We start from the raw sequence: 21,544 nt of genomic DNA, 5'->3' as shown, positions 1-21,544 counted from the left end.
CGGCCCGTCGCCATGTCCGAGGTCCGCGATAGCCTGGCCTACACCTGGAGACGGACCGTCAGAAACGGCCCGTGACCACCCTGGTGGCCAGGGGTGGACAACGACGGAACCACACCACAGGTTTCGCTCACACTTCATTGCCCGGCGTAACCAGCCGTGATACACAGAGTGACGATAAAGGTATTCGTACGAAACCCGCCAATCAATGACTCCAAGTCGACATACGACAGTGTCATTGTCGGCGAGAATGGGCCTGACCTCTGCGCTGCGGCAGGGGCGCGCGGAACTACCCGACAGGGGCGGTGACTTAGGTGACTTACAAGTGGCTTGCGGCCGAAAAGGGCGACATCAACACCATCATCGGCGGGATCGCTCCGGACTGGGGCCCGTTCGGCAGCCTGGGCACCGAGGCGAAGACGATGGTCCAGGTCGTGATGGCCGTGGCCATCCTGATGTGCCTCGGCATCGCCATCTGGGGTGCGGCGAAACAGCGCATCGGCGCGACCGCCCTGCGCGACACCTTCAGCGCGGAACAGGGCAAGGGCCTCATCATCGCGGGCCTGACGGGCGTGTTCATCATCGGCTCGCTCGGCACCCTCTTCACCATCGTGTACGGCATGGCCGTGTAGCCGGCGCCACCCGCGCGCGGCGCATCTCCAGTCGGACCGCCGGGCGAACCCGGTTCTCCCCTCCCACCACCACCCACCCGTCGTGCCCACCGACTGAGGTTGCGTCTCCCTGATGTCGAGTCACCACACCGCGCCCGCGCGGGAACCAGCACGGCTACCGTCGTACTGTCACGTGTTCGTGTTCCCGTACACGTGGATTCGACACAAGGTCGAGGGGACGGACGCCGGATGAGTCTCGGTGACGGGCAGAGCCAGAGCAACGGCGATTCCGCGCGCCCCGACGACGGCGGGTACGGCGGCTCCGGCCAGACCCGGACCCGCTACCACGACCAGGGAAACGGCGGCGTCTACGGCGGCGCGCGCCGCACCAAGTCGTCGCGGGGCATGGTGACGGCGGTCGGCGTGGTCGTCCTGCTGATCGCGGCGATCGCCTTCGCGAACCGTGGAGGAGACGATTCCTCTGCCACCGGAACCAGCTCCACCAGCGGCAGCGGCTCCGGCAGCGCGAACCGGCCCGACACGGCGGCCACCGCGGCCTCCGGCGAGCAGCCGGTCACGAAGAAGGCGGCGGGCATCCCGGCCGGGTTCGCACACGACCGAGAGGGCGTCCAGTCCGCGGCGGCCAACTACGCGGTGTCCCTGGGCTCGACCGGCATGTTCCGCAAGGACAGCCGCGACAAGATCGTCGACGCCCTCTTCACCACCGAGGCCGCCGCCGAACTCAAGGCATCCCTGGACAAGGCCTACTCCGCGAGCCTCCTCGCCAGACTCGGCCTCGACGCGGACGGCAACGCCCCCGAGGGCAGCACGTTCGTCTCGCGCGTGACCCCGGTCGGCACGAAGACCGTGGCGTACGGCGACACCACCGCCACGGTCGAGGTCTGGTACGTCGGCCTGAGCGGCATCGCCGGGGAGACCTCCACCAGCCCGGTCACCTCGTCCTGGAACACCTGGACCTACGACATGCGTTGGTCGGGCGACGACTGGAAGGTCGTCTCCTACACGGAGAAGGACGGCCCCACCCCCGTCCCGGGTGACGACAGGGCCGCCGCCTCCGACGAGATCAGCAAGGCCATCGACGAGTACGGAGGGTTCACCTATGCCCGGTAACACGCCAGGTAGGCCCTACCTCGTGCTCAAGCTCGCCGGCGCGCTGACAGCCGTACAGACGGCGGCCGTACTCCTGGCGTCCCAGGCGTACGCGGCCCCGACACCGTCCCCCTCGCCGTCGGCCTCGTCCACGGCCGGCAACCCTGACTGCGCGCTGCTCCCCGACGCGGCCAAGGAGGTCTGCGAAGGGCAGCAGGGCGCCGGCTCGGGATCGGTCACGAACCCCGCCTCCACCCTCGACCCGCTGTCCTCCCTCGCCAAGGGGTGTGCCGACGCCGCCTCCTGGACGGTCGACAAGCTCAGCGAGGCCGTGAAGGACACCGCCAACGTCGACTTCACCAACACCAAGTTCCTCCAGCAGTACGCGGTCGTGTTCGCCGCGTCCACCGTCCTGACCCTGGTGCTGTGGCTGCTCGCGGTCGCCAAGCGGGCCATGCGTGGCGTCCCCCTCACCACAGCCATCTCCGAGGCGATCGGCTTCCTCTGGCTGACCGTCCTGGCCTCCGCCTTCACGCCCCTCATCCTCTACACCGTCGTCTCGGCGACCGACGGCGTCACCGAGGTTCTCGCGAGCGCGACCGGCGACCAGACCGACACGTTCTTCGGCACCTTCTCCGGAGCCCTGGCCAAGGGCGAGGACATCGGCGGCGGCCCGATCATGCTGATCGTGGTGTCCATGGTGTCGATCCTCGCGGCCGGCGTCCTCTGGCTGGAACTGGTCATCCGGGCCGCCCTGCTGTACGTCGGCGCTCTGCTCGGCACGGTCGTGTACGCGGGGCTGGTCGACAAGAACCTGTGGGGGCACGTCCGCCGCTGGGCCGGCATCATGATCGCGGTCATCCTGGTCAAACCGGTGATCGCCATCGTGCTCGGCCTCGCGGGCGCGCTGGCCACGGACGACAACGGCCCGGACGCCTTCTCGGCGGTCGTCTCCGGCCTCTCCATCATCCTCCTCGCCATCTTCGCGAGCGCGATGATCTACCGCTTCGTCCCGGGCTTCGGCGACGAGGTCGCCAACTCCCGCAACAACCGCATCATGCAGGGCGCCGAAGGCAAGGCCGCCGCTGTCATCAGCTCCCCGGCGACCCTCGTCGCCCAGGGCATCAAGACCCACAGCAGCCGGGCGGACAACAACGGGGGCGGTGGAGGCGGCGGCCAGTCGTCCACCCCGCGCCCGGCCAACCCCGCGTCCGGCGGCGTGGCCGCGCACAGCTCACGGCCCTCGGGCGGCGGCGGATCTGTCCCCTCCGCCGCACCCCCGCCGCGCAGCGGCCCCGCCGGCAACAGCAACCGATCCAACCGCCCTGGAGGTGACGGGCGTTGACGACCGAGTCCCATGTGTCCCACGTGGTCTCGCCCCGCCGTACGTATCTCATCGGCCGCGCCCGCCCGAACGCGATCGTCGGCCGCAACCGCGAGTCCGGCGAGATCGCGCTCATCATCGTGGGCGCCTTCCTCGGCATGGTGTGCGGCCTGGTCGTCCCCGTGCTGGCCCTGCGCATCGTGCTGCTGACCGGCTTCCCGATGCTGGCACTCGCGGTGGTGTACGTCCCGTACAAGCGCCGCACGTTCTACAAGTGGTTCGAGATCAACCGCAGTTACAAGCGGTCGCTCCGCCAGGGCACGGCGTACCGCAGCTCCGTCATGGAGGCCGGCACCCAGATCGACGGCCGCGAGGTCGAGATCGGCCCACCCCCGGGCATCGGCCGCATCAACTGGCTCGCGGCCCCGTTCGGCCCGGACGAGATCGCCGTACTCCTCCACGCGGACCGCCGTACGGTGACGGCGGCGATCGAGATCGAGGGCCCGGGCGTCGGCCTGCGCGACAGCGAGGACCAGGAGGCCCTGGTCGACCGCTTCGGCACCCTCCTGAAGCACGTGGCGAACGGCGACGGCTTCGTCACCCGCCTCCAGATGCTCGCCCGCACCCTCCCCGCCGACCCGGACGCCCACGCCAAGGACGTGTCCGTACGCGGCGACGAGAAGTCACCTCCGTGGCTACAGCACTCGTACGAGCAGCTCCAGTCGATGGTGTCGACGAGCAGCGAACAGCACCGCGCGTATCTGGTCGCCTGTATGCACTTCAACCGTGAACTGGCCGCCGAGGCCCACGCGATGGCCCGCGCGGCCCGCCCCCAGGGCGGCAAGAAGGTCGACCGGGACGCGGGCCTGGCGGTCGTCATGGCCCGCGAGCTGACGGACATCTGCTCCCGCCTCCAGGAGGCGGACATCCGCGTCCGCCAGCCCCTGGGCCAGGGCAGGCTGGCCTCCCTCATCCACTCCATGTACGACCCGGACCACCCGATCGACCACATCCAGGCGATGACGAAGCGCAACGCCTGGCCGGCCGAACTGGACGCCATGGAGGCGACGTACCTCCAGGCGAAGACCCGCGAGTCGTCGACCCGCGCCCCCTGGTGCCACTCCACGGCCTGGGTGAAGGAATGGCCGATGACCCCGGTCGGCGTCAACTTCCTGGCCCCGCTCCTCGTCCACACCCCGGACGTCATCCGCACGGTGGCGGTCACGATGGACCTGGAACCCACCGAGGTCGCCATCGAGCGCATGCTCACCGAGAAGACGAACGACGACGCGGAAGCGAGCCGCGCCGCCAAGATGAACCGCACGGTCGACCCCCGCGACGTGGCCTCCCACAACCGCATCGACCAGCGCGGCGAGGACCTCGCGAGCGGCGCGGCCGGCGTCAACCTGGTCGGCTACATCACCGTCTCCTCCCGATCGCCCGAGGCCCTGGCGCGCGACAAGCGCACGATAAGGGCGTCGGCGGGCAAGTCGTATCTGAAGCTCGAATGGTGCGACCGCGAGCACCATCGCGCGTTCGTCAACACACTCCCGTTCGCCACCGGAATCCGAAGGTAGGGCTGATGCGCTGATGCGGGACCCGCTGACCGCCCTCACCGACACCTTCACGTCCTTCCTCTTCGGCAAGATCGAGACGACCCGCCTGCCCGTCCGCACCTCCACGGGCCAGGCCCAGGCCGTCTACCTCCCCACCGCCGCCCCCGGCCTCGGCGACTCCGGCGTCATCATCGGCCGCGAGGTGTACTCCGGAAAGGGGTACATCTACGACCCCTTCCAGCTGTACGGCCAGCAACTCCCCGCCCCGCACTGGCTGGTGCTCGGCGAGTCCGGCAACGGCAAGTCGGCCCTGGAGAAGACGTACGTCCTACGCCAACTCCGCTTCCGGGACCGCCAGGTGGTCGTCCTGGACGCGCAGGGCGAGGACGGCGTCGGCGAATGGAACCTCATCGCGGAGGAGTTGGGGATAACTCCAGTCCGCCTGGACCCGATGGCCGCCCTGGACATGGGAATCCGCCTCAACCCGCTCGACCCCGCGATCACGACGACGGGCCAACTCGCCCTGCTCCGCACGATCATCGAAGTGGCGATGGGCCACGGCCTCGACGAACGCTCCGGCTTCGCGCTGAAGGTCGCGCACGCCTACGTCAACGAGACGATCGTCGAACGCCAGCCCGTCCTGACGGACATCGTCGAGCAACTCCGCCACCCCGAACCGGAGTCGGCGGAGGCGATGAACGTCGCCATAGACGACGTACGCGCCTGGGGTCTCGACGTGGCCCTGGTCATCGACCGCCTCGTCGACGGTGACCTGCGAGGCATGTTCGACGGCCCGACGACGGTCGGCATCGACCTGGACGCCCCGCTGATCGTCTTCGACCTGTCCCACATCGACCGCAACTCGATCGCCATGCCGATCCTGATGGCGATCATCGGTGTCTGGCTGGAGCACACCTGGATCCGCCCCGACCGGAAGAAGCGCATCTTCCTGGTCGAGGAGGCCTGGCACATCATCAGCAGCCCGTTCGTGGCCCAACTCTTCCAGCGCCTGCTGAAGTTCGGCCGCCGCCTGGGCCTGTCCTTCGTGGCGGTCGTCCACCACCTGAGTGACGTCGTGGACGGAGCGGCGGCGAAGGAAGCGTCGGCGATCCTCAAAATGGCCTCGACACGAACGATCTACGCCCAGAAAGCCGACGAAGCAAGGGCAACAGGCAGGGTGATCGGCCTCCCACGCTGGGCGGTGGAGATCATCCCAACCCTGACACCCGGTATCGCGGTCTGGGACGTCAACGGCAACGTCCAGGTCGTCAAACACCTGGTCACGGAGACGGAACGCGCCCTCGTCTTCACCGACCGGGCGATGACGGAGTCGTCCCGCGACCGCGACCTCCAGCTGACCGACGACGCCCTGAGAGCCGCGGAGTTGGAGGCGGAGGAACGCGCGGCGGCCTTCGTGGAACAGCACCTCAGCGACCTCGACGACTCCTCCGAGTCCACGGTGGCGTGACGACGATGAGACCGGACGAACGCCAACAGGCCGAACGCGGCGTCTCCGACGGCCTGTTGGTCGGCCTGATCGCCTTCCTGCTGGGCCTGACGGTCCTGGTGTGGACGGCAACAGGCCTGGCGGGCCTGCTCTCCCACGCCGCCTGGCCAGAGGGCGTCACCTTCACCCGCACCCCGGCGGCACTACGCCACCTGATCACGGACCCACGTGACGTCCCGGGCGCCTGGCCGGAGACCCCGGCGGACCAGCTCTCGGGATGGGGCCTGTTCTGGGGCCTCTTCATCGGCCAGCTGATGGTCCTGTTCGTCCTGACGATCTTCGTACTGGGCACACTGGCCCGCTGGAAGGCGGTACGGGCGGCACGGAAGGCGGCTCCGACGCCGGCGCCGACTCAGCACGAGGTACCGGTGCAGCGCACGGAACCGCCGGTCGAGATGGAGAAGAAGGCAGAAGACGAGGCGGAGAAGGCCCCCGAAGAAACTCCGCCGACCGAGACACCCCCAACGCCTGCCGTGGCACCGGACGTTGAACGGGTGGGCGTACGGGAAACCGTCTTCTACGGCACCCAGGACACCCGCACCGCCCCCGCGACCCGAGCCGTCCAGGACGCGGAGGGCCCCGCCGTCGTCCTCACCTCCAACCCCGCCCTCTGGCAGGAGACGAAGGACGCCCGAGCCAAACTCGGCCCCACCCTCCTCTACGACCCCACCCACCTCTGCGACACCCCGGCCCGCCTCCACTGGCCCCCCACCACCGGCTGCGAGGACAGACCCACGGCAGCCGCAAGAGCAACCGCGCTCCTCGCACCGGTCCGCCCCACGGCAAAGATCGACCAGACAACAGCGGAGACCGCGGAAACACTCCTCCGCAGCTACCTGCACGCCGCCGCCATAGACGCCCGCACGATCCGCCACGTACACCGCTGGGCGCAGGGCACCAACGTCCAGGAAGCCGTACGCATCCTCCGCACCAACCCCAAGGCCGCCCCCGGCGCCGCCGGCGAACTCGAAGCCGCCCTCACCGCGCACCCCGAACGCCGGGACATCGCACAGGAGTTGACGAGCCGAGCCCTCGCCGCACTCTCGACGGTGAACATCCGCGAGGCGTGCACGGCCAACCGAAGTGACGCCCTCTCGCTGGATTCCTTCATCGCCGAAGGGGGCACGCTTTATGTGGTCGGTGAACCGATCGAGGACCCCAGGACGAACCCGGGCGCGATGCCCCTCCTGACGGCACTGGCCGCAAGCGTGGTCGAGCGCGGCCGGCGCATGGCCGAACGGTCATCCTCCGGTCGCCTCGACCCACCAATGACACTCGTCCTGGACGATGTCGCGGCGGTCGCTCCCCTGCCCCAGCTCCCGGAACTGCTCACCACCGGAGCGGACCGCGGCATGCCGACCCTGGCCCTGCTCCGCTCAAGAGAACAACTCCGAGCAAGATGGCCCCACCACGACCTACGGGTGTAGCTCACGCTCCAGCACGAACTCGAGCTCGGAGTCGTCAGAGCCGCTCAGGGGCACGGTGACGCCACTGGGTACGAATCCCACGCGCCGATAGAACCGCTGTGCCCGCGCGTTGTCCTGATGGACGATCAACCGCACCCGCTCGACGTCGGCGGCCTCCCAGGCCCACTCCAGGGCCGCGTCGAAGAGCACATCGGTCAGCCCGCACCCCCGGTGCTCGGGCAGCATGAACACCCCGACGATGTGCCCCTGCTTCTCCTCGACGACGAGCCCGGCCCAGTCGACAGCCCCGGGCTCCTCGACAAGCACGACAAGTCCCCCGACCCACTCCCCGTCGGGACCCTCGGCAATGATCTGCTGAGCACCGGTCTGCCCCTCGGCCCCGCGCTGAACCCGCTCCTGCCAGAAGGCGTCTGGCCGGCCCACGACCTCCTCGTACGTCTCCAGGAAGGCGAGATGCGCGACGGGATCCTGCAAGGCAGCCAGCCGAAGCTCTTTGGCGGCACGCCACTCATCTGCCCGCACGGAGCGAATCACAAAGCTGCTCATGGGGATCACGGTAGTCCCCCGACAGCATTCCGGAAAACAAAAAAAGCCCCGTACCGGTATCCCCGGTACGGGGCTTTTCTCAATATTTGTTCGGCGGTGTCCTACTCTCCCACAGGGTCCCCCCTGCAGTACCATCGGCGCTGTAAGGCTTAGCTTCCGGGTTCGGAATGTAACCGGGCGTTTCCCTCACGCTATGACCACCGAAACACGGTGAAACACATCAACCGCACCACCCAGTGGCCCTGGGCGGGGTTGTTCGTGGTTTCAGAACCAACACAGTGGACGCGAGCAACTGAGGACAAGCCCTCGGCCTATTAGTACCAGTCACCTCCACCCGTTACCGGGCTTCCAGATCTGGCCTATCAACCCAGTCGTCTACTGGGAGCCTTAACCCATCTAGTGGGTGGGAACACTCATCTCGAAGCAGGCTTCCCGCTTAGATGCTTTCAGCGGTTATCCCTCCCGAACGTAGCCAACCAGCCATGCCCTTGGCAGAACAACTGGCACACCAGAGGTTCGTCCGTCCCGGTCCTCTCGTACTAGGGACAGCCCTTCACAATGTTCCTGCGCGCGCAGCGGATAGGGACCGAACTGTCTCACGACGTTCTAAACCCAGCTCGCGTACCGCTTTAATGGGCGAACAGCCCAACCCTTGGGACCGACTCCAGCCCCAGGATGCGACGAGCCGACATCGAGGTGCCAAACCATCCCGTCGATATGGACTCTTGGGGAAGATCAGCCTGTTATCCCCGGGGTACCTTTTATCCGTTGAGCGACGGCGCTTCCACAAGCCACCGCCGGATCACTAGTCCCGACTTTCGTCCCTGCTCGACCCGTCGGTCTCACAGTCAAGCTCCCTTGTGCACTTACACTCAACACCTGATTGCCAACCAGGCTGAGGGAACCTTTGGGCGCCTCCGTTACTCTTTAGGAGGCAACCGCCCCAGTTAAACTACCCATCAGACACTGTCCCTGATCCGGATCACGGACCCAGGTTAGACATCCAGCACGACCAGACTGGTATTTCAACGACGACTCCCACCGAACTGGCGTCCGATGATCAAAGTCTCCCAGCTATCCTACACAAGCCGAACCGAACACCAATATCAAACTGTAGTAAAGGTCCCGGGGTCTTTCCGTCCTGCTGCGCGAAACGAGCATCTTTACTCGTAGTGCAATTTCACCGGGCCTATGGTTGAGACAGTCGAGAAGTCGTTACGCCATTCGTGCAGGTCGGAACTTACCCGACAAGGAATTTCGCTACCTTAGGATGGTTATAGTTACCACCGCCGTTTACTGGCGCTTAAGTTCTCAGCTTCGCCACCCCGAAGAGTGACTAACCGGTCCCCTTAACGTTCCAGCACCGGGCAGGCGTCAGTCCGTATACATCGCCTTACGGCTTCGCACGGACCTGTGTTTTTAGTAAACAGTCGCTTCTCGCTGGTCTCTGCGGCCACCCCCAGCTCACCGTGTAAAACGGATCACCGGTGATGGCCCCCCTTCTCCCGAAGTTACGGGGGCATTTTGCCGAGTTCCTTAACCATAGTTCACCCGAACGCCTCGGTATTCTCTACCTGACCACCTGAGTCGGTTTAGGGTACGGGCCGCCATGAAACTCGCTAGAGGCTTTTCTCGACAGCATAGGATCATCCACTTCACCACAATCGGCTCGGCATCAGGTCTCAGTCTTAATGTGCGACGGATTTGCCTATCGCACGGCCTACACCCTTACCCCGGGACAACCACCGCCCGGGATGGACTACCTTCCTGCGTCACCCCATCACTCACCTACTACAGATCTGGTTCGCCGGCTCCACCACTTTCCATTCCCCGAAGGGTCCGGAACGGCTTCACGGACTTAGCATCGCCTGGTTCGATGTTTGACGCTTCACAGCGGGTACCGGAATATCAACCGGTTATCCATCGACTACGCCTGTCGGCCTCGCCTTAGGTCCCGACTTACCCTGGGCAGATCAGCTTGACCCAGGAACCCTTAGTCAATCGGCGCACACGTTTCCCACGTGTGTATCGCTACTCATGCCTGCATTCTCACTCGTAAACCGTCCACGACTGGCTTCCGCCGCCGCTTCACCCGGCATACGACGCTCCCCTACCCATCCACACACCCGTTGGGGCTGTTGTATGAATGACACGACTTCGGCGGTACGCTTGAGCCCCGCTACATTGTCGGCGCGGAATCACTAGACCAGTGAGCTATTACGCACTCTTTCAAGGGTGGCTGCTTCTAAGCCAACCTCCTGGTTGTCTCTGCGACTCCACATCCTTTCCCACTTAGCGTACGCTTAGGGGCCTTAGTCGATGCTCTGGGCTGTTTCCCTCTCGACCATGGAGCTTATCCCCCACAGTCTCACTGCCGCGCTCTCACTTACCGGCATTCGGAGTTTGGCTAAGGTCAGTAACCCGGTAGGGCCCATCGCCTATCCAGTGCTCTACCTCCGGCAAGAAACACACGACGCTGCACCTAAATGCATTTCGGGGAGAACCAGCTATCACGGAGTTTGATTGGCCTTTCACCCCTAACCACAGGTCATCCCCCAGGTTTTCAACCCTGGTGGGTTCGGTCCTCCACGAAGTCTTACCTCCGCTTCAACCTGCCCATGGCTAGATCACTCCGCTTCGGGTCTTGAGCGCGCTACTAAAACGCCCTATTCGGACTCGCTTTCGCTACGGCTTCCCCACACGGGTTAACCTCGCAACACACCGCAAACTCGCAGGCTCATTCTTCAAAAGGCACGCAGTCACGAGACACCAAGCAAGCTTGATGTCCGACGCTCCCACGGCTTGTAGGCACACGGTTTCAGGTACTATTTCACTCCGCTCCCGCGGTACTTTTCACCATTCCCTCACGGTACTATCCGCTATCGGTCACCAGGGAATATTTAGGCTTAACGGGTGGTCCCGCCAGATTCACACGGGATTTCTCGGGCCCCGTGCTACTTGGGTGTCTCTCAAACGAGCCGTCAATGTTTCGACTACGGGGGTCTTACCCTCTACGCCGGACCTTTCGCATGTCCTTCGCCTACATCAACGGTTTCTGACTCGTCTCACAGCCGGCAGACTGTGAAAGAGAGATCCCACAACCCCGCATACGCAACCCCTGCCGGGTCTCACACGTAAACGGTTTGGCCTCATCCGGTTTCGCTCGCCACTACTCCCGGAATCACGGTTGTTTTCTCTTCCTGCGGGTACTGAGATGTTTCACTTCCCCGCGTTCCCTCCACACACCCTATGTGTTCAGATGTGGGTGACAGCCCATGACGACTGCCGGGTTTCCCCATTCGGAAACCCCCGGATCAAAGCCTGGTTGACGACTCCCCGGGGACTATCGTGGCCTCCCACGTCCTTCATCGGTTCCTGGTGCCAAGGCATCCACCGTGCGCCCTTAAAAACTTGGCCACAGATGCTCGCGTCCACTGTGCAGTTCTCAAACAACGACCAACCACCCGTCACACACCACTTACGTGATGCTGCACCGGGGTCGGCGTCGAGGGGGTTCATTCCCTCAGACACCCAACAGCGTGCCCGGCCCACTCGCCGCTTCCCTCATTCGTTCCACGCCCCGAAGGACAGTACTGGAAGGAGAAGACGATCAAGTGTGCCGAATAATCAACGTTCCACCCATGAGCAACCACCGTCGAACGTGTGCCGACGTAATGGCCCTGGACCACCAGGTGAAACCTGGCGGCCTAGATGCTCCTTAGAAAGGAGGTGATCCAGCCGCACCTTCCGGTACGGCTACCTTGTTACGACTTCGTCCCAATCGCCAGTCCCACCTTCGACAGCTCCCTCCCCGTAAGGGGTTGGGCCACCGGCTTCGGGTGTTACCGACTTTCGTGACGTGACGGGCGGTGTGTACAAGGCCCGGGAACGTATTCACCGCAGCAATGCTGATCTGCGATTACTAGCAACTCCGACTTCATGGGGTCGAGTTGCAGACCCCAATCCGAACTGAGACCGGCTTTTTGAGATTCGCTCCGCCTCACGGCATCGCAGCTCATTGTACCGGCCATTGTAGCACGTGTGCAGCCCAAGACATAAGGGGCATGATGACTTGACGTCGTCCCCACCTTCCTCCGAGTTGACCCCGGCAGTCTCCTGTGAGTCCCCAACCCTCCGAAGAGGTTGCTGGCAACACAGAACAAGGGTTGCGCTCGTTGCGGGACTTAACCCAACATCTCACGACACGAGCTGACGACAGCCATGCACCACCTGTACACCGACCACAAGGGGGCGACCATCTCTGGCCGTTTCCGGTGTATGTCAAGCCTTGGTAAGGTTCTTCGCGTTGCGTCGAATTAAGCCACATGCTCCGCTGCTTGTGCGGGCCCCCGTCAATTCCTTTGAGTTTTAGCCTTGCGGCCGTACTCCCCAGGCGGGGAACTTAATGCGTTAGCTGCGGCACCGACGACGTGGAATGTCGCCAACACCTAGTTCCCACCGTTTACGGCGTGGACTACCAGGGTATCTAATCCTGTTCGCTCCCCACGCTTTCGCTCCTCAGCGTCAGTAATGGCCCAGAGATCCGCCTTCGCCACCGGTGTTCCTCCTGATATCTGCGCATTTCACCGCTACACCAGGAATTCCGATCTCCCCTACCACACTCTAGTCTGCCCGTATCGAATGCAGACCCGGGGTTAAGCCCCGGGCTTTCACATCCGACGCGACAGACCGCCTACGAGCTCTTTACGCCCAATAATTCCGGACAACGCTTGCGCCCTACGTATTACCGCGGCTGCTGGCACGTAGTTAGCCGGCGCTTCTTCTGCAGGTACCGTCACTTGCGCTTCTTCCCTGCTGAAAGAGGTTTACAACCCGAAGGCCGTCATCCCTCACGCGGCGTCGCTGCATCAGGCTTGCGCCCATTGTGCAATATTCCCCACTGCTGCCTCCCGTAGGAGTCTGGGCCGTGTCTCAGTCCCAGTGTGGCCGGTCGCCCTCTCAGGCCGGCTACCCGTCGTCGCCTTGGTGAGCCACTACCTCACCAACAAGCTGATAGGCCGCGGGCTCATCCTGCACCGCCGGAGCTTTCAACCCCCACCCATGCGAGCAGAAGTATCATCCGGTATTAGACCCCGTTTCCAGGGCTTGTCCCAGAGTGCAGGGCAGATTGCCCACGTGTTACTCACCCGTTCGCCACTAATCCCCGCCGAAGTGGTTCATCGTTCGACTTGCATGTGTTAAGCACGCCGCCAGCGTTCGTCCTGAGCCAGGATCAAACTCTCCGTGAATGTTTTCCCGTAATCGGGACCACACACACGAGAGCGGAACAGTCAGGCGGAATAAGCCCGACCGTTCACAGCGTCCTCGCTGTGTTGTGTTACTTCAAAGGAACCTCGACCACCACGAATGTGATGGACGGGGTATCAACATATCTGGCGTTGATTTTTGGCACGCTGTTGAGTTCTCAAGGAACGGACGCTTCCTTCGTACTCACCCTCTCGGGCTTTCCTCCGGGCAGTTTCCCTTCGGTCTTGCGTTTCCGACTCTATCAGACCGTTTCCGGATCCGATTTCCTCGGTGCTTTCCAGGTTTTCGCTTTCGCGTTTCCCTTTCCGGCGGTTCCGACTCTATCAGATCCTTTCGGGCCTGATTCCCAGTCAGTGGGGCTTGTCTTCCCGGCCGTTGGGCCGTTCCGACGTCTCAAACCCTAGCGGATCCTCTCGGCGATTCCCAATCGGGCCGTCGAGCTGATCGAACTCCATCGAGCCCCATTCGAATTGAATTCGGGCACGCCGAAATCATCCCGGCTGGGAGACCATGCTGATGGTTTGGGTTGCCGCTGTTGCGGCGGAGGTGCTGCCGCAGAACCGTTACGGCCCCGTGGCAACCCGGAGAACTTTACGGATCGGGGAGGGGGATGTCAAGCGCCCCCATGTCATCCCCTGCCCGCCCCTGTCAAGATCTTTAGTCGAGGTCGCTGAGTCGTCCGCCGGCGTCCGGCTGGGCGTGCTCCACGCGGCGCAGGAGACGGGTCAGGACGTCGCCGAGCCTCGTGCGCTCGTCCTGGGAGAGGTCCTGGAGGAGGTCCTCCTCGAAGACCGTGGCCATGCGCATCGCCTCCAGCCACTTCTCCCGGCCCTCGTCCGTCAGCTCCACGATCACGCGGACCCGGTTGGACTCGTCGCGCTCCCTGGTGACCAGCCCCTCCGTCACCATCCGGTCGATCCGGTGGGTCATCGCGGCCGGTGTCAGGCCCAGCCGCTTCGCCAGATCGCTCGGGCCCAGGCGGTACGGGGCACCGGCCAGTACCAGCGCCTTGAGCACCTCCCACTCGGCGTTGCTGATGCCGAGGGTCGCGGTCTGGCGGCCGTACGCCACGTTCATACGCCGGTTCAGCCGGCCCAGGGCCGAGACGATCTTCTCGACCTGGGGGTCCAGGTCCCTGAACTCGCGCTGGTAGGCGGCGATCTGCTCATCGAGCGTCGGCTCGCCGACGGCGGGGGTGTCACCCATGGGAGCAGTGTCCCATGTACGCGCTTGGTGTTGAAGTCCTTCGAGGTGTACTGTTCAATTCTTAACTTTAGCTTCGAAGTCTTCACACCTAACCCCTTCGGTAGGCGTACGACTTCACGATCAAGGCAGGTGAAAGTGACCAGGGCGATGGGCGCAGCGATGCGCCGGATCCATGTGGGCAACGCACTCAGCGCGTTCGGGCTCGGCTTCACCGTCCCCTATCTGTACGTCTATGTGGCGCAGGTGCGGGGACTGGGAGCCATGACGGCGGGTCTCGTACTCGCCGTCTTTGCCGTGGCCGCGCTGGTCGTGCTGCCGTTCGCCGGGCGGGCCATCGTCCGGCGCGGCCCGCTGCCGGTGCTGCTCGTCGCCCTGGTCACCGCCGCCGTCGGCGCGCTGAGCCTCGGGCTCGCCGCCAACGCGACCGCCGTACTCCTCGCCGCGGTGGCGCTGGGGGCCGGGCAGGCCGTGATGCAGCCGGCGCTCGCGACGATGATCGTGGACTTCTCGTCGGCGGAGACGCGGTCGCGGGCCTTCGCGACGCAGTTCTTTCTGCAGAACCTCGGGCTCGGCGTCGGTGGGCTCATCGGCGGACACCTCGTGGACACGACGCGGGCCGGGTCGTTCACCCTGCTGTTCTCGATCGAGGCGGCGATGTTCCTGCTGCTCGCCGTGATCATGGCGACCGTACGGATGCCTCGTTCGGCGCGGATCGACGGTGCCCCGGCTCAGGCCAAGGGCAGCTGGAAGCAGCTGCTCGGGAACCGGGCGATGGTGCAGCTGTGTGTGCTGGGGTTTGTTCTTTTCTTCGCTTGTTACGGGCAGTTCGAGTCGGGGCTGAGTGCGTACGGGGTCGAGGCGGCCGGGATCTCGACGTCCACGCTCGGGTCGGCGCTGGCGGCGAACACCGCGGTGATCGTGGTCGCGCAGTTCGCGGTGCTCAAGTTTGTCGAGCGGCAGAAGCGGTCCCGGGTGATCGCGGCCGTGGGGATTCTCTGGGCCGTCGCGTGGGGTGTGGCCGGGTATGCGGGGCTCGGGCACGGCAGCCAGGCCATGGCGACCGCGGCGTTCGTGTCGACGTACGCGCTGTTCGGGCTCGGGGAGGCGATGCTGTCGCCGACCGTCGCGCCTCTGGTGGCCGATCTGGCGCCGGCCGGGCTTGCCGGGCAGTACAACTCGGCGTTCGCCCTGGTGAAGCAGCTCGCGCTGGCTGTCGGTCCGGCGGTGGGCGGGCCGCTCGGGGCCTCGCTGCATGCGCCGTACATCGTGATGTTCCTGCTGTTCTCGCTGGGGATCAGCATCCTCGCCGTACGGCTGGGGCGGCTGCTGACCCCCGTACAGAATCAGCCGTCTCTGGCGCGGCGGAGTCGGGTGGTCGCGCAGGGCGGGGCTCCGGTGGGGGCCGGTGTGCCTACTACGTAGTAGTAGGCACTGGCCTCGGGCCTCCTCCGGTTCAGCGGGTTGCTGTGGTCAGGGTCGCGGTGAAAGGGAGCGTTGCCGAGCCGTCGGGGGCCGTGTGGGCGGTCAGGGTTCTGCGGATCGTTTCCGCTGCCTCGGTGAAGGCTGCCGCGCCGCCCGTCTCCTCGATCGACTGGCCCCAGGGGACGGCCGCGAGGTGGCCCGCGGCGAAGTCCGCGAGGTCGGGGAAGGCGATCGTGAAGGTGACTTCGCGGGTCGTGATGTCGTGGAAGCCGGCCTTGGTCAGGGCGGCGGTGACGCGGTCGGCGGGGCAGGAGAGCGAGGTGGCGAAACGTGCCTCCGCTTCCTTGGTGCCGTGTTCGGTGACCGCCCTGAGCTGGGCCGCGAAGTACGGGGAGCGGTCCGCGGGCGGGGTCCAGGCGGTGGCCGTGAATCGGCCGCCCGGGCGGGTGACGCGGGCCGCCTCGGTGAGTGCGGCCTCCAGGTCGGGGAAGAACTGCATGCCCTGTTGGCAGAGGACCGCGTCGAACGAGTCGTCCGGGTACGGGAGTTTGTCGGCCGGGGCCAGGGTGAACTCGATGTCCGGGTACATCCGGGGCGCGTGGCGGGCGGCGGTCCTGAGCATGCCCTCCAGGAGGTCGGCGGCGGCCACGTGGCCCGTGGGGCCGACCTGGGCGGCGGCCGCGCGGGCGACGAAGCCCGTGCCGCAGGCCAGGTCGAGGACCTGGGCGCCCGGGAAGAGGTCGGCGGCCTCGACGACCGCGGTGACGAAGGGCGCCATCAGGGGGGCGCTGTAGCGCTCGTAGTGCTCCGTGGCGTCGTGTGTGGCGTTGTCTTTGAGGGGGAAACCTTTGGGATCTGCCATGCAGGAGCTACTAGCAGGTGGTCGTGGGTTCGCCTAGGGGACGCGCGGGCCCTCTCTACGGCCTACTTGCTCCCCGGCAGCACGAACTCGCACCACACCGCCTTTCCGCCCCCCGGTGTCCGGCGTGAGCCCCAGCTCGTGGCGATGGTCGCGACGATGGCGATGCCCCGGCCCGATTCGTCGCCGGGTTCCGCCGTGCGGCGCAGGGGGAGGTGGTCGTCGCCGTCCGTGACCTCGACGATGAGGCGGCGGTCGGTGCGGCGCAGGCGCAGGCGCATCGGGGGTGTGCCGTGCTGGAGGGAGTTCGCGACCAGTTCGCTGGCCGCGAGGACGCCCACGTCGTGCAGTTCGGTGGGGAAGCGCCAGCTCGTCAGGACGCCGGAGGCGAACGCACGCGCGCGTGGGGCCGCTTCGATGCCGCCGAGGAGTTCCAGGGCCGCGTTGCGGAACAGGTCGCTGTCGGGGCCGGTGCGGGCGGGGTGCTGGAGGACCAGGACGGCCACGTCGTCGTCGTGGTCGGCGGTGACGCCCGCCGAGCGGACCAGGCGGTCGCAGACGACCTGGGGGCTGCCCGTGGCGCCCGACAGGGCCCGCTCCAGGGCGGCGATGCCCTCGTCCAGGTCCTCGTTACGGCGTTCCACCAGGCCGTCGGTGTAGAGCACCGCCGTGGAACCGGGAGTGAGGGGGATCGAGCCCGAGGCGTGCATCCAGCCGCCGGTGCCCAGCGGCGGGCCCGTGGGCTCGTCGGCGCGCTGGACGGCGCCGCTCTCGTCACGGACCAGGATCGGCAGGTGGCCCGCGGAGGCGTACACCAGCTTGCCCTCGTTCGGGTCGTGGACGGCGTACGCGCAGGTGGCGATCTGGTTGGCGTCGATCTCCGTGGCGAGGCCGTCGAGGAGCTGGAGGACCTCGTGCGGGGGGAGGTCGAGGCGGGCGTACGCGCGGACCGCCGTACGGAGCTGGCCCATGATCGCCGCCGCGCGGACGCCTCGGCCCATGACGTCGCCGATGACGAGGGCCGTGCGGCCGCCGCCGAGGGTGATGACGTCGTACCAGTCGCCGCCCACCGCCGCCTCCGTGCCGCCGGGCTGGTAGACGGCGGCGACGCGGAGGTCGTCCGGTTCCTCCAGTTCCTGGGGGAGGAGGGAGCGCTGGAGGGTGACCGCGGTCTGGCGCTGGCTGCGTTCGCTGGCGCGCAGGCGTTCGGCGGCCTCGGCGTGGTCGGTGACGTCGGCGGCGAAGATGAGGACACCGCCACTCCCTTCGGGAGTGGCCGTCACGTCGACCGGGGTGCATGTGATCGTGTACGAGCGTCCGCTGTGGGCCTTGCGGGACTTGACCGTGCGGGGCTTGGAGCTGCGCAGGACCTGGTCCAGGAGGGGCAGCAGGCCCAGTTCGTCGAGTTCGGGGGCCGCCTCGCGCGCGGGGGCGCCCTCGGGGCGTACGCCGAAGGCCGCCGCATAGGCGTCGTTGACGTACGCGATGCGGTGGTCGGGGCCGTGGACCAGGGCCACCAGGGCCGGGATGCGGTCGAGGACCTCGCGCGTGGGGAGGTCGTCGACGGCGGGGAGGCAGGGCGCCTCGTCGGTGAGCTGCTCGGCACGGGCGGCGGGGACGGAGCCGGGGCCGGAGCCCTCGCCGAGCCGGTCCGGCAGCCGGTCCGGAGTGATCGTGTGATCGGTCCGCGCTGCGGCGCGGCGCTGCGTTCCGGGAAGGCGGGCGCTCCAGCGCGTGAAGTTCACGAATCCTTGCCTCGGGTTTGTCGGCACAGGCCGGCAGCGGGTCGGCCGGAGGTACGGGGGGCGTCCCCCGGGAGATACAGCACTTACGGAAAGCCTCGTGGAGAGAAGGAGGGTGGAGAGGGGGCGGGACGGGATGTGCGGCGAGGTGTGGAGCCAGTCTGGCAGTGGGGCCGGCCCGGGCCGACATCCTTCAGACGCCGGCCGGGTCCGTGGAGTTCCTGGATCCGGTCAGGACGACCCCTTCGGGTCCTGATTCGGGTTCTGGTTCGGGTTCTGAGAAGACTTCCCACCGGCCGCGAGTTCGAACTCCGCGCGGGGATGTTCGAGCGAACCGAGGGAGACGATCTCCCTCTTGAAGAGCCCCGACAGGGTCCATTCGGCGAGCACCCGGGCCTTGCGGTTGAAGGTGGGGACCCTGCTCAGGTGGTAGACGCGGTGCATGAACCAGGCAGGGTAGCCCTTCAGCTTGCGCCCGTAGACGTGTGCCACGCCCTTGTGGAGTCCCAGGGAGGCTACTGAACCGACGTACTTGTGGGAGTACGTTTCGAGCGGTTCGCCCCGCAGGGAGTGGGCGATGTTGTCGCCGAGGACCTTGGCCTGGCGTACCGCGTGCTGGGCGTTGGGGGCCGTCTCCTTGCCGGGTTCCGTGGCGGTGACGTCGGGGACGGCTGCCGCGTCTCCCGCGGCCCACGCGTGCGTGGTGCCCTCGATGCTCAGCTCGGCGGTGCACTTCAGGCGTCCGCGCTCGTTCAGGGGGAGGTCGGTGGCGGCGAGGAGCGGGTGGGGTTTGACGCCGGCGGTCCACACGACCGTACGGGTGGGGAAGCGGGCGCCGTCGCTGAGGACGGCGATCCGGTCCGCGCAGGAGTCGAGGCGGGTCTCCAGGCGTACGTCGATGTTGCGCCGGCGCAGCTGGGTGACGGTGTACTTGCCCATCTCCTCGCCGACCTCGGGCAGGATGCGGCCCGATGCCTCGACGAGGATCCACTTCATGTCCTCGGGCTGGACGTTGTGGTAGTAGCGGGCGGCGTAGCGGGCCATGTCCTCCAGCTCGGCGAGCGCCTCGACGCCGGCGTAGCCGCCGCCGACGAAGACGAAGGTCAGGGCCGCGTCGCGGACCGCGGGGTCGCGGGTGGAGGAGGCGATGTCCATCTGTTCGATGACGTGGTTGCGCAGGCCGATGGCCTCCTCGACCGTCTTGAAGCCGATGGCGTGTTCGGCGAGGCCGGGGATCGGCAGGGTGCGGGAGACCGAGCCGGGCGCGAGGACGAGTTCGTCGTACGTCAGTTGCTCGGCGCCCGTTCCCTCTTCCGTGGTGGCGAGGGTGGTCACGGTCGCGGTGCGTTTGGCGTGGTCGATCGCGGTGACCTCGCCGACGATGATCCGGCACCGGTCGAGCACCCGGCGGAGTGGTACGACGACATGGCGTGGCGAGATGTTGCCCGCGGCCGCCTCGGGGAGGAACGGCTGATAGGTCATGTACGGGGCTGGAGTCACGACGGTGATGTCGACCTGGCCCCGTTTCAGCTCCTGCTGGAGCTTCCGCTGGAGGCGCAGGGCCGTGTACATCCCGACGTAGCCACCGCCGACAACGAGAATGCGCGCGCGTTCCTTCACCATCCCATGACGCACCCAGCGCTGGCGTTTGTCCACAGGCCCGACAATTTGTGTGACCGGCGAGAGGTCGATCGCAACCTTGCCCGAATCGCCGGCGTGCGGGGCAGGAGTGCAGGTCAGCGGGTGTGAGCCGGGTGACAGGAAGGGGCGCAACCGGGACGTATCCGACCCGTACTCCGATCGGGCGCCACCCCGTGCGGAACGTGCCCCTTCTGAATTGACCCTCGCTCAACTATGTTCGTAGGTCGACGGGGTGTAGGGGGATGCGCTCTTTCGGGTCCGTTCCGCGACGGGTGGGCCCGTGGTTCAGTGCTTGTTCCGCACGCTCCGGCTGCCAATGGCGGGGAGTCTCCGGGGGGAGACGTCATTACCGGGGGAACGTTATGCACATTCAGGATTCTCGTTGGACAAGCGCGTCCGCCATCGCACCAGGCGGACCGATCAGCGCGGCGGGAGGCAACGGACGCGGTGAGGGATCGCGTTCGGCGCCGCTGCGCGTGGACGCACAGCGCAATCTGGAGCACGTGCTGCGCGCGGCACGTGAGGTCTTCGGCGAGCTGGGATACGGCGCGCCGATGGAGGACGTGGCGCGGCGCGCGCGCGTGGGTGTCGGCACGGTGTACCGGCGCTTCCCGAGCAAGGACGTCCTGGTCCGGCGGATAGCCGAGGAGGAGACCTCCCGGCTGACCGACCAGGCCCGTGCGGCGCTCGGGCAGGAGGACGAGCCGTGGTCGGCGCTGTCGCGCTTCCTGCGGACGTCGGTTGCCTCCGGCGCGGGGCGGCTGCTGCCGCCGCAGATACTGCGGGTGGGCGTCGCGGACGACGACGGATCCGGCTCCGACTCCGGTGACCTCGGCTTCGACGAGGCTCGGGTGCCGCAGCAGCGGTCCCAGCACATGGGTTCCGGTTCCGGGGAGCTGCGGCTGGTCTCCGAGGACGCCGCGGCTGCCGCTCTGGCGGACGACGCCGGTGCGGCGGCGCTGCTCGACGTGGTGGGCCGGCTCGTGGAGCGGGCGCGCGAGGCCGGCGAGCTGCGGCCGGACGTGTCGGTGTCGGACGTACTGCTGGTGATCGCGACGGCCGCGCCCTCGCTGCCGGACGCCGCGCAGCAGGCGGCTGCCTCTTCTCGGCTGCTGGACATCCTGCTGGAGGGGTTGCGGTCGCGGCCCCTGTGACGTCCAGGCATGTGTCGGCCGAGCGGCTCCCGTTCGGGTGAACGCTAGTACCTCATTGCGGGAAGTCCCCACGGACGAGTGGTTGGTCCGTCCCAGGGGGTCCTGAACAAAAGCCAATATGGCACTCTGGCCCGGTGTTCGGGACTCGATGCACAGGCAGCTGTGCAGGCGGCG

General features: G+C 66.5%; 13 protein-coding genes and 3 rRNA genes. 8 read left to right on the top strand and 8 right to left on the bottom strand.

Translation table 11 applies throughout. The features are described from left to right. The first annotated feature begins 311 nt into the window (after positions 1 to 311). From OG787_RS25760 to OG787_RS25735, 6 genes are all read left to right on the top strand, one after another. Entirely contained in the window at positions 312 to 629 is a 318-nt protein-coding gene (locus OG787_RS25760) for a hypothetical protein (RefSeq protein ID WP_235477065.1), read from the top strand. A gap of 228 nt (positions 630 to 857) precedes the next feature. Next, entirely contained in the window at positions 858 to 1,739 is an 882-nt protein-coding gene (locus tag OG787_RS25755; RefSeq protein ID WP_405536506.1) for a hypothetical protein, read from the top strand. Then, entirely contained in the window at positions 1,729 to 3,063 is a 1,335-nt protein-coding gene (locus OG787_RS25750) for a hypothetical protein (RefSeq protein ID WP_405536505.1), read from the top strand. The genes OG787_RS25755 and OG787_RS25750 overlap by 11 nt, the downstream gene beginning before the upstream one ends. Next, positions 3,060 to 4,619 (top strand): SCO6880 family protein, encoded by a 1,560-nt coding sequence (locus tag OG787_RS25745; RefSeq protein WP_369037430.1) that lies wholly within the window; start codon positions 3,060 to 3,062, stop codon positions 4,617 to 4,619. The genes OG787_RS25750 and OG787_RS25745 overlap by 4 nt, the downstream gene beginning before the upstream one ends. 13 nt (positions 4,620 to 4,632) lie before the next feature. Next, positions 4,633 to 6,066: an ATP-binding protein gene (locus OG787_RS25740; protein ID WP_369037431.1), complete on the top strand. Its 1,434-nt coding sequence runs from the start codon at positions 4,633 to 4,635 to the stop codon at positions 6,064 to 6,066. 5 nt (positions 6,067 to 6,071) lie between these two features. Then, entirely contained in the window at positions 6,072 to 7,532 is a 1,461-nt protein-coding gene (locus tag OG787_RS25735) for a type IV secretory system conjugative DNA transfer family protein (protein WP_405540590.1), read from the top strand. Here the strand turns inward: OG787_RS25735 and OG787_RS25730 are convergent. The 5 genes from OG787_RS25730 to OG787_RS25710 all read right to left on the bottom strand — a co-directional run bounded on the left by OG787_RS25730 (position 7,521) and on the right by OG787_RS25710 (position 14,552). Next, positions 7,521 to 8,078: a GNAT family N-acetyltransferase gene (locus OG787_RS25730; RefSeq protein WP_405536504.1), complete on the bottom strand. Its 558-nt coding sequence runs from the start codon at positions 8,076 to 8,078 to the stop codon at positions 7,521 to 7,523. The genes OG787_RS25735 and OG787_RS25730 overlap by 12 nt on opposite strands. Positions 8,079 to 8,166: 88 nt before the next feature. Further along, a 5S ribosomal RNA gene (gene rrf / locus OG787_RS25725) occupies positions 8,167 to 8,283 on the bottom strand. Between the two features lie 89 nt (positions 8,284 to 8,372). Further along, positions 8,373 to 11,495 (bottom strand): 23S ribosomal RNA (locus OG787_RS25720). A 305-nt stretch (positions 11,496 to 11,800) separates the two neighbouring features. Then, positions 11,801 to 13,327, bottom strand: a 16S ribosomal RNA gene (locus OG787_RS25715). Together the 16S, 23S and 5S rRNA genes form the textbook arrangement of a ribosomal RNA operon. Before the next feature lie 676 nt (positions 13,328 to 14,003). Then, positions 14,004 to 14,552: a MarR family winged helix-turn-helix transcriptional regulator gene (locus OG787_RS25710; RefSeq protein ID WP_369037739.1), complete on the bottom strand. Its 549-nt coding sequence runs from the start codon at positions 14,550 to 14,552 to the stop codon at positions 14,004 to 14,006. 147 nt (positions 14,553 to 14,699) lie between these two features. Here OG787_RS25710 and OG787_RS25705 point away from each other — a divergent pair, with 147 nt between their 5' ends. Continuing rightward, a complete protein-coding gene (locus OG787_RS25705) occupies positions 14,700 to 15,974 on the top strand; it encodes an MFS transporter (protein ID WP_405540589.1) in 1,275 nt (424 codons plus the stop codon). Between the two features lie 31 nt (positions 15,975 to 16,005). Here the strand turns inward: OG787_RS25705 and OG787_RS25700 are convergent, their stop codons facing one another. The 3 genes from OG787_RS25700 to OG787_RS25690 form a co-directional block, all read right to left on the bottom strand. Further along, on the bottom strand, positions 16,006 to 16,836 hold the full coding sequence (locus OG787_RS25700; protein WP_405536503.1) for a class I SAM-dependent methyltransferase: 831 nt from the start codon (positions 16,834 to 16,836) through the stop codon (positions 16,006 to 16,008). Positions 16,837 to 16,898: 62 nt separating this feature from the next. Then, positions 16,899 to 18,578, bottom strand: a complete 1,680-nt coding sequence (locus OG787_RS25695) for a SpoIIE family protein phosphatase (RefSeq protein ID WP_369037736.1) — start codon at positions 18,576 to 18,578, stop codon at positions 16,899 to 16,901. 228 nt (positions 18,579 to 18,806) lie between these two features. Beyond that, complete coding sequence (locus OG787_RS25690) at positions 18,807 to 20,198, bottom strand: NAD(P)/FAD-dependent oxidoreductase (RefSeq protein WP_405536502.1); 1,392 nt, start codon at positions 20,196 to 20,198, stop codon at positions 18,807 to 18,809. A 380-nt stretch (positions 20,199 to 20,578) separates the two neighbouring features. Here OG787_RS25690 and OG787_RS25685 point away from each other — a divergent pair, with 380 nt between their 5' ends. Then, the gene (locus OG787_RS25685; RefSeq protein WP_369037735.1) at positions 20,579 to 21,370 is read left to right on the top strand and encodes a TetR/AcrR family transcriptional regulator; all 792 of its coding nucleotides are present in this window, start codon (positions 20,579 to 20,581) and stop codon (positions 21,368 to 21,370) included. Positions 21,371 to 21,544 lie beyond the last annotated feature (174 nt).

The sequence above is a fragment of the Streptomyces sp. NBC_00075 genome (genome assembly GCF_045041225.1).
GTDB lineage: Bacteria > Actinomycetota > Actinomycetes > Streptomycetales > Streptomycetaceae > Streptomyces > Streptomyces adonidis.
Note: the sequence above shows the minus strand (reverse complement) of the source record. Positions and strands in the feature narration are given on the sequence as shown.